This is a genomic window from Streptomyces sp., assembly GCF_036566765.1.
Classification (GTDB): domain Bacteria; phylum Actinomycetota; class Actinomycetes; order Streptomycetales; family Streptomycetaceae; genus Streptomyces.
The window spans coordinates 1-9083 of the sequence record NZ_DATCVQ010000128.1 but is presented as its reverse complement, the minus strand read 5'-3'; the positions used below and the strand labels follow the sequence as shown (position 1 = coordinate 9083).

8 protein-coding genes are annotated in these 9083 nt (G+C 73.0%); 2 read left to right on the top strand and 6 right to left on the bottom strand.

Annotation, left to right across the window (positions count from 1 at the left end):
* From VIU94_RS06675 to VIU94_RS06665, 3 genes are all read right to left on the bottom strand, one after another.
* A partial coding sequence (locus VIU94_RS06675; RefSeq protein WP_331908565.1) for a wax ester/triacylglycerol synthase domain-containing protein occupies positions 1–554 on the bottom strand: 554 nt, incomplete at its 3' end.
* 78 nt (positions 555–632) lie between these two features.
* Entirely contained in the window at positions 633–2642 is a 2010-nt protein-coding gene (locus tag VIU94_RS06670) for a SpoIIE family protein phosphatase (protein WP_331908567.1), read from the bottom strand.
* Between the two features lie 168 nt (positions 2643–2810).
* On the bottom strand, positions 2811–3833 hold the full coding sequence (locus VIU94_RS06665; protein WP_331908563.1) for a DUF6777 domain-containing protein: 1023 nt from the start codon (positions 3831–3833) through the stop codon (positions 2811–2813).
* A 214-nt stretch (positions 3834–4047) separates the two neighbouring features.
* On the opposite strand from VIU94_RS06665, the gene VIU94_RS06660 reads away from it, so the two are divergent.
* Positions 4048–4584, top strand: coding sequence for a DUF1990 domain-containing protein (locus tag VIU94_RS06660; protein WP_331908561.1), 537 nt, complete (start codon positions 4048–4050; stop codon positions 4582–4584).
* Positions 4585–4616: 32 nt separating this feature from the next.
* Positions 4617–6038: a lipase maturation factor family protein gene (locus tag VIU94_RS06655; protein ID WP_331908559.1), complete on the top strand. Its 1422-nt coding sequence runs from the start codon at positions 4617–4619 to the stop codon at positions 6036–6038.
* Between the two features lie 88 nt (positions 6039–6126).
* Here VIU94_RS06655 and VIU94_RS06650 read toward each other — a convergent pair whose 3' ends face one another.
* The 3 genes from VIU94_RS06650 to VIU94_RS06640 all read right to left on the bottom strand — a co-directional run bounded on the left by VIU94_RS06650 (position 6127) and on the right by VIU94_RS06640 (position 8871).
* Positions 6127–6297: a hypothetical protein gene (locus tag VIU94_RS06650; protein WP_331908557.1), complete on the bottom strand. Its 171-nt coding sequence runs from the start codon at positions 6295–6297 to the stop codon at positions 6127–6129.
* A 274-nt stretch (positions 6298–6571) separates the two neighbouring features.
* Positions 6572–8056: an SDR family NAD(P)-dependent oxidoreductase gene (locus tag VIU94_RS06645; RefSeq protein WP_331908555.1), complete on the bottom strand. Its 1485-nt coding sequence runs from the start codon at positions 8054–8056 to the stop codon at positions 6572–6574.
* Positions 8057–8109: 53 nt separating this feature from the next.
* Positions 8110–8871: an IucA/IucC family C-terminal-domain containing protein gene (locus VIU94_RS06640; RefSeq protein ID WP_331908553.1), complete on the bottom strand. Its 762-nt coding sequence runs from the start codon at positions 8869–8871 to the stop codon at positions 8110–8112.
* Positions 8872–9083: the final 212 nt, after the last annotated feature.

The window sequence follows — 9083 nt, the reverse complement described above, 5'->3', positions numbered from 1 at the left end:
GCGCCGGCGAGCTGCCGGGGGCCCGGCATCCAGGACCGGGGCGGCACGGCGCGCGGGCGGAGGCGGCGCGCCGTGCGGGCGGCGGCGATCTCGTCGAAGATGCCGGCCCCGATGGCGACGGCGCGCAGGCCGTCGGCGAGCGCGTGGTGGAGTTTGACGAGGACCGCGAACGCGCCGTCCGGGCCGCCGGTCAGCAGGTACATCTCCCACGGGGGCCGGCCGCGTTCCAGCGGGCGCTCCATCAGCTCGCCGGCGAGCCGGGCGGTCTCGGCCGCGAAGTCCGCGCCGGGCAGGGCGATGTGACGGACGTGCCGGTGGACGTCGAAGTCCGGGTCGGTCTGCCAGGCCGCGCCGCCGACCGGGAGCAGGACGTCGCGCACCCGCATCCGCAGCCTCGGGATGGCGGCGGCGCGGCGGGAGAGCAGCTGGAGCAGGGCGGCGGGTTCGTCGGCGGCGGGGCCGAAGTGGGCGAGGGCGCCCAGGTGCATGGGGTGGTCGGTGGTCTCGAGGTGCCAGAACGCCAGATCCAGAGGTGCCAGAAGCTCGCTGCTCAACGGTTCCTCATGTCCTCGGAGGGCTGCGGGAGCCCGCAGTCAACCGTCTTTGGTCGGTTACGGTCAAGTACGGTCATTTCACTCATCGTTAACAAGAAACTCGCACCAGACGCATTTGCCGCTTCCCCGCGATTCAACGCCCCAGACGTCGGACAGCCGGTCCACGAGCAGCAGCCCCCGTCCCGAGACCCCCGACTCCCCCGCGTCGCGCCGCCGCGGCAGCGCGCTGGAGCGGTCCTCGACCTCGACCCGCAGCCGCCGCTCGGGCCCCGCGAGCATCCGCAGGGTCACGATCGCCCCGCCGTCGGTGTGCATCAGCGCGTTGGTCATCAGCTCGTCCGCGATCAGCTCGATCTCGTCCGCCCGCGCCCCCGCGCCCCAGGCCCGGACCGCCGCGCGCACCATGTGCCGGGCGGAGCTCAGCGCCTCCGGGTCGCCCTGGGCGACGTGCTGCTGGAGCCGCCCGCCGGCCTGCGGGAAGTACGCGCCCCGGCGGCGCAGCAGCAGGATCGCCACGTCGTCGCCGCCGCCCTGCTCGTCGACGACCTCGCACAGGTGGTCGGCGAGCTTCTGGAGCTCGCGCGGCCCGTTGCGCACCAGGTCGGACAGCCACTGCAGGCCGTCGTCGAGGTCGGCGCCGGGCTTCTCGACCAGGCCGTCGGTGTAGAGCAGCAGGGTCTGTCCGGGGTCGAGTTCGAGCGCGGTGACCGGGTAGTCGAGCCGGCCGAACTCGGCGGAGAGCCCGAGCGGCAGCCCGCCCTGCACGGACAGTCGGCGGCAGACGCCGTCGGTCTCCTGGAGCAGCGGGTCGACGTGCCCTGCCCGGACGATCTGCACGACCCCGGTGGTCAGGTCCGCCTCCGCGTAGGTACAGGTGGCGAAGCGTTCGGTGTCCAGTTCGTGCAGGAAGACGGAGGCGCGGGCCATCACGGTGGCCGGGGTGTGGCCCTCGGCTGCGTACGCGCGCAGCACGATCCGCAGCTGGCCCATGACGGCCGCCGCGTGGGTGTCGTGGCCCTGGACGTCGCCGATGACGGCCCCGACCCGGCCGCCGGGCAGCGGGATGGCGTCGTACCAGTCCCCTCCGATGTCCCGGCCGAGCCGGGCGGAGCGGTATCGGACGGCTATCTGCGCTCCGGCCACCTCGGGGATCCGGCGCGGCAGCATGGCCTGCTGGAGCCCTTCGGCGATGTCGTGCTCCTGCTCGAACAGCATGGCCCGCTTGAGGCTCTGGGCGATGCTGCTGCCCAGCGCGACCAGGAGGTTGCGCTCGTCGTCGGAGAAGCCGGTCTTGTCGCTGTACAGCAGCCCGAGCGCGCCGATCGGCCGGGCCTGGGCGATCAGCGGGAGATAGGCGGCGGCGGTGATCCCGAGGCCGCTGATGTGCGGCCAGAGGATCGGGTACGAGTCCGCGAAGTCCTGGGCGCTCTCGATGAACCGGGGCGACAGGGTCCGGATCACCTCGCTCATCGGGTACTGCTCGTCCACCCGGGTGAACCGGGTGCCGGGCACGAACGAGCCGTCCGGCCCCTCGGCAAGCAGGTGGATCCGGCCCGCCTCCAGGAGGCCCATGACGAGGCTGGTCGCGCCGAAGTACTCCAGGCCCTGGGCGTTGTTCAGGAGGTCGATGATGTCCTGAACGGTCCGGGCGTGGGCGAGCGCCGCCGTGGTGCTCTCGACGACGCTGGTGCGCTTGCTCCGCCCCTCGTCCATGACGGTCCGGGCGGCGGACTCGCTGAGCTCGTCGGAGGCGTCTCGCACGATGCCGAGGATGCGATGCGGGCGGCCGGTGTCGTCGCGCCGGATGATGCCCTGTGTGTGGGTCCAGCGCGTGGTGCCGTCGCGGCGGCGGATCCGGAAGTACGCGCCGTAGTCGGCGCTGCCGTTCTTCAGCGCGTACGAGACCAGGGTGTCGAGCCGTCGGCCCTCGTCGGAGGGCACGCGCGCGGCGAGGCTGACCGGGTCGCCGTCGAACTCGTCGGGGCGCAGGTCGAAGACGGCTAGCGCGGAGTCGTCCATGGAGAGCGTGCCGGCGTCGAGGTCCCAGTCGAAGCTGCCCATCCGGAACGCGGCGCCGTACTCCGCCATGAAGCAGGCCGCCGCGCCCCCGGTCCGCCCGTCGCGGCAGTGGTGGTCGGCCGCGTCCGCTCCCCCAGTGCCCGCGCTCATGGGGCCACGCTAGGCGCAGCCCACGGCGCGCGCACGGCGGGGCGCGGGGCGCAGCGGGGAGGGTCCGGGAGGGTGGTCACGGCGTCGTCAGCCCTCGAAGGTCTCCGGCTGTACGGGCGACGCGCCCCCGTCCTGCCCGTTCGGCCCGCTCGGGAACAGGTCCTCGGGCGAGGGCGGCTCCGGTGTGGCGGGTCCGTCGGGCACGTCGGGCGACTCGGGCGTCGCCGGCGGCGGGCTGGTCGTGGCGCCGCTGTCGGAGGGGTCGGGCAGCGGGGTGGGCGGGTCCGTGACGATGTCGCACTCGTCGGGGTCGCACGGCGGGACGACGACGGGCTCCCGGTCCTGGTCCCCGTCGGTGCCGGTCTCCCGCTGGATCCAGGTGTCGTTCACAACGTCGACGATGATCAGGTTGTTGATCACCATGGTGGTCGGCTCGATCACGATGACCCGGTCGGGGCGGTACCCGGCCCAGGGCTTGCCGGTGGGCTTGGCGTCCTGGAGAGGGATCGGGGAGCGCAGCGGGTTGCCGCAGGCACAGCGGACGCGCGGTGCGCCGTACTGGTCGACGAGGACGGCGGTGCCGGCCTGGAGGACGGACTGGAAGGCGTTGGGCACTCCGTCGCGGAAGCCGTGGTTGGTCACGCGGGTGTCGGCGCGCAGGAGCACCGGGGTGAGCCCGCGCAGCCAGCTCGCGAGGTTGGCCTCGTTCACGCCGGCCGCCTCGGCGAAGGCGCGGGCCTTGTCGGGCTCGGCGGCGAGGAAGGCGACCTGCTGCTCGACGTCGCAGCTGCCCACCGAGCGGGTGCCGCCGTACAGACCCGGGGTGGAGCCGGTGATCTCGCGCAGCGCCAGGACGCTGGACGTCGGGGAGGGCGCGGGGGCGCTCGGGGACGGGGCGGAGGGGGTGGGCGCGGAGGAGGCCGCGGTGGACGCGGTGAAGGGGTCGGGCCCCTGATCGGCGACCGGCTCCAGGAAGACCTCCCTGGTGTCCGCCGCGGCCGGCTGCTCCGCGACGCGGCCCGCCGCGCAGCCGCCGACGCCGCCGATCAGGAACGCGGAGGCGAGGGCCGCGAGGACGACGGCTCGGGGTCGGCGTATGGATGCGCGCACAGGGTTCTCCAGCCTTTCTGCCCAGCTTTCTCCTCCCTGTCTGCCGTATCGGGGATCGCCCCGCAAGCCGGGCTGGCCCATGGGACGGACGCGCGGAACGACCCGGTCCGAGCGGACCCGCTTGAACGCGTTCAGCCAAGCCGCTACCCTGAACCCATTGAATTGAACGCGTTCAAGCAGGCAAGCTGAGCTGAACCGCGCAAGGGGACGCCTCATGACCCGTCTGATCCGCAGCCTCTCCGACACCCCGGCCGCGCTCACCTACCCCGAGCACGGCAGCACTCTGCAGGGCCCGCTGCCCCGCGGCTACGCCCACCTCCACCTCACCGTCCCGGTCGGCGCCGGCCAGGACGTCTTCGAGACCGCGGGCGAGGCCGTCACCGCCTGGCGGATGCACCGCGCCTCCGGCGCCCAGGTGCGCGCCGACGCGCCGCGCGCCGCGCCCGGCGTCCGCCTGGAGGTGTCCGCCGGGGCGGGCCCGCTGCGGCTGCGCGCCCCCTGCGAGGTGATCTGGGCCCGGTACGAGGAGCGGCGCATCGGCTTCGGGTACGGGACCCTCGACGGTCACCCCGAGTGCGGTGAGGAGTCCTTCGTCGTCGACCTGCACGACGACGGGTCCGTGTGGTTCACCGTCACCGCGTTCAGCCGCCCGGCCCGCTGGTACAGCCGGCTCGGCGGCCCCGTGGTGCCGGTCCTCCAGCACGCCTACGCGCGCCGCCTCGGCCGCACCCTGGCCCGGCTCGCGGGCTGACCGGCTCCGCCCCCGGGTCGATACTGGAGGCGATGGAGTGGTTCACCGCACCGGACTACTGGCTGAGCCGGATCGTGTTCCAACGGGGACTCGCCGCGCTCTATCTCGTGGCGTTCCTCTCGGCCGCTCTCCAGTTCAGGGCGCTGATCGGCGAGCGCGGAATGCTCCCGGTACCGGAGTTCCTGCGCCGGGCGCCCGCGCGCGGCACCCCCACCCTGTTCCGGCTGCGGTACTCGGACGGGCTCTTCGCCGCCTGCGCCTGGACCGGCGCGGCGGTCGCGCTCGCCCTGGTCGCGGGCGCGGGCGACGCGGTCCCGCTCGCCGCGTCGATGGCCCTGTGGGCCGTCCTGTGGGTGCTGTACCTGTCCATCGTGAACGTGGGCCAGACCTGGTACTCCTTCGGCTGGGAATCGCTGCTCCTGGAGACCGGGTTCCTCGCGGTCTTCCTCGGCAACGACGACGTCGGGCCCCCGGTCCTCGTGCTGTTCCTGCTGCGCTGGCTGCTCTTCCGGGTCGAGTTCGGCGCCGGACTGATCAAGATCCGCGGCGACGCCTGCTGGCGGAACCTGACCTGCCTGTACTACCACCACGAGACCCAGCCGATGCCGGGCCCGCTGAGCTGGTTCTTCCACCGCCTGCCGCGGCCACTGCACCGCGTCGAGGCCGGCGCCAACCACGTCGTGCAACTCGTCGTGCCGGTGCTGCTGTTCACCCCACAGCCGGTGGCCACGGTCGCCGCCGGACTGATGGTGGCGACCCAGCTCTGGCTGGTCCTGTCCGGCAACTTCGCCTGGCTGAACTGGCTGACCGTCGTGCTCGCGCTCTCCGCCATGGACGGCTCGCTCGTCGCCGGCGAGCACGCCCGGCCCGATCCGCCGCTCTGGTACGTGGTCCTGGTCTGCGCCGTCACCGCGCTGGTGCTGGTCCGCAGCTACCGCCCCGCCCGCAACCTGCTCTCCCGTCGGCAGGCGATGAACCGCTCGTACGACCCGTTCCACCTGGTCAACGCCTATGGCGCGTTCGGCACGGTGGGCCGACTGCGACAGGAGATCGTGATCGAGGGCACCGACGAACCCGCGCTCCACGAGGGCACGGTGTGGAAGGAGTACGGCTTCAGGGGCAAGCCCGGCGACGTGCGGAGGGTGTCGCGCCAGTTCGCCCCGTACCACCTGAGGCTCGACTGGCTGATGTGGTTCGCCGCGCTCTCCCCCGCGTACGCCGAGGGCTGGTTCGGCGGCTTCGTGGAACGGCTCCTGGTGAACGACCGGGACACTCTGCGGCTGCTGCGCCACAACCCGTTCCCGGACGCGCCGCCGACGCACATCAGGGCCCGGCTCTACCTGTACCGGTTCACGACCTGGCGGGAGCTGCGGGCCACCGGGGCCTGGTGGCACCGGACGTACGTGCGCGACTTCCTGCCGGCGGCGCGGCTGCGCACCCCGACGGACCGCTGAGCGCGCGCGACCTCGGGGACCGGCCCCGGACGGACCCGTGCCCCCGGCCGGGAGCGGCCGGGGGCACGGGGCGAAGCGACGGCACGACTCAGTCGATGCCGGGCAGGATGTGCGGCTCCGCGAGGTCGTCCTCGTAGCCGGCCAGTCGAATCGGGGCCGCGTGGGCCCACACTTCGAGGCTGCCCAGTTCGCCGGACCGGGTCTTCCGGTCCGTAGGTTCGACGGGTCGCTGTTCCTGCTTCGTCAGATCTGGTGTCACCGCGCACTCCTTTGTGTCGCGTACCTGTAAGGACATGGCCGTCGGTCGCGGTGGCGCCGTGTTCGGGCGGGACCGCGGCCCTGATACAGGCCAGTCCCCAGGCCGGCCGCGGGGGTTTTGTGAAACTCCGTTGGCGGACCGTGGACATCAGAGTAACCAAATGAGCGCGCTGGCGCTCGATGGGGCCCAGAAATGTGACGCATTCCAGACATGGCGACTGCGGTCGGTCGTCCCGACCGCAGTCGCGCACGAAGTCACCTCTTGCCGGGCGCGGTCACCACTTGGCGGGCGCGTAGTCCTTCATGAAGACGCCGTACAGGTCCTCGCCCGCCTCGCCGCGCACGACGGGGTCGTAGACCCGGGCCGCGCCGTCGATCAGGTCCAGCGGAGCGTGGAAGCCCTCCTCGGCGAGACGCAGTTTGTCGAAGTGCGGGCGCTCGTCGGTGATCCAGCCGGTGTCGACCGAGGTCATGAGGATGCCGTCGGTCTGGAACATCTCCTGGCCGCTGGTCCGCGTCACCATGTTCATCGCGGCCTTGGCGGCGTTGGTGTTGGGGTGCCCCGCGCCCTTGTAGCCGCGGCTGAACACGCCTTCCATGGCGGAGACGTTGACGATGTAGGAGCGCCCGCTGGCCGCCTTGCCCGCGGCCTCGGCCATCACCGGACGCAACTTGCTGATCAGGATGAACGGCGCGGTGTAGTTGCACAGCTGGGTCTCGAGCAGCTCCACAGGGGAGATCTGTTCGATGGTCTGCACCCAGGTGTTGGTGTCGACGACGTCCGGCACCAGGCCGCCGGCGTCGATGGCGGTGCCGTCGAGGTGCCGGGCGATGCTGGCGTTGCCCGCGACCAGGGCGAGGTCGGCGACCTGCTGCGCGTCGAGCCCGCTCACGCCGACGGGCAGCGCGGACGACGTCCCGAGCTCGGCGACCGCGCCGGAGTTGAACGCGCCGATGACGTGGTGGGCGGGGAGCTCGCCGGCGGGCAGCGCGGCGCTCTCGCCGTCGACCAGGGCGGCGTACGCGGAGGGCAGCCGGCGCACGGTCTGCGTCGCGTTGTTGATCAGGATGTCCAGCGGTCCGGCCTCGGCGACCTGGTCGGCCAGGGCCACGGCCTGGGCCGGGTCGCGCAGGTCGATGCCGACGACCTCGAGCCGGTGCATCCAGTCCGCGGAGTCGTCCATGGCCTTGAAGCGGCGGATGGCGTCCTTGGGGAAGCGGGTCGTGATGGTCGTGTGCGCACCGTCGCGGAGCAGCCGCAGCGCGATGTACATGCCGATCTTGGCGCGGCCGCCGGTGAGCAGCGCGCGCTTGCCGGAGAGGTCGGCCCTGGCCTCCCGCTTGGCCCGGTTCAGGGCGGCGCAGTCCTGGCAGAGCTGGTGGTAGAAGTAGTCGACCTCGACGAAGCGGGTCTTGCAGGTGTAGCAGGACCGCGGGCGCTGGAGTATCCCGGCGATCTTTCCGGCCTCGGTCACGGACGAGGGCAGGATGCCCTCGGTCTCGTCGTCGATCCGCTGGGCGGAGCCGGTGGCGGTGGCCTCGGTGACGGCCTTGTCGTGGGCGGTCTTCGCGGCCCGGCGCTCCTGCTTGCGGCGCTGCTTCACTGTCCGGTAGATGCCGGCCGTGGCGCGCCGGACGGCGACGGCGTCCGGGTGGTCGACCTCCAGCTTGTCGAGCTCGTCCAGCACGCTCAGGCAGACGGCCAGGCGGTCGGGGTCGACGCCCGGCCCGTATTCCTGGGTCTCTTCAGTCACCGTCATGGCCTTCGCGTTCCTCGATCGCTCGTTCCTGTCAAACCTACGAAAGGGGAAGTTTACGGAGCGGACGGCCCTGTCTCCAAACCCGTTCGAGGTGACTGATCGAACACGCAGTCGCCGCACAGACCGCCGCCGGGGCAGCGGTAGTAGAGGCAGCAGGTGGTGCGGCGCAGGGCGGGGCCCTGGACGGTTCCGGCCAGGTCGGGGTGGTCGAGCAGTCCGGAGACGAGCGCGGCGGCCCGCCGGGCGGTCTCGGGGCGGTGGTGGGCGCGGGAGTAGCGGACCAGCTCGCGCAGCGCCCCGGCGAGGGCGGAGCCCGCGTTGCCCCAGAGCAGCCGGGGAGAGATCCGGCCGTCCCGCCGCAGGGCCTCGTGCAGCGGGACGAGATGGGCCTCCAGGACGGCCTCGCGGAGCGCGTCCACGGTGGCGGGGCGGAGGTCGGCGCCGGACCACCACAGGTCGTCGGGGGCGGCGAGCGCCCCGTCCCAGTGCAGCTCCTCGGGGGCGAGCGCGGGGAACGCGCCGTGCAGCGCCGCGGAGCCGAGGGCGACGGACCAAAGGCGGGCGGCGAGGCCGAGGTGCGCGGTGGAGGCCGCTACGCGACGCTCGGGAGTGCGCAGCCCGGTGGCGACCCGGTCGATGCGGGCGGTGAGGGGCGCGGTCTCCCCCGCGTACAGGCGGGCCAGGGGGCGGTGGCCGGCGGGCTGCCCGGTCTGTGGGGGCGTGCGCCGGAGGACGAAGAAGCCGCCGACGGCGTCGGCGGCATCGAACCCGGGGGGCTCGACCGGCTCGGTCCCCTCCTGCCCATCCCGCACCATCCACCCCTCCCGCCTCGGTCACGATCCGGCAACAGCCCGGGCAGAGCCCGGGCCGCCGGCGCGGGATCACCGTAACGCTCGGGGCATGAACATACGTACGCGCAGATCCTTACTGGCCCTGACCGCGACGGCCGCGGTGACGGCGGCGGTGCCCGCCGCGCGCGCCGCGACGCCCACGCGGTCCGACCTGGCGCCGATCGGGCCCGGCGACC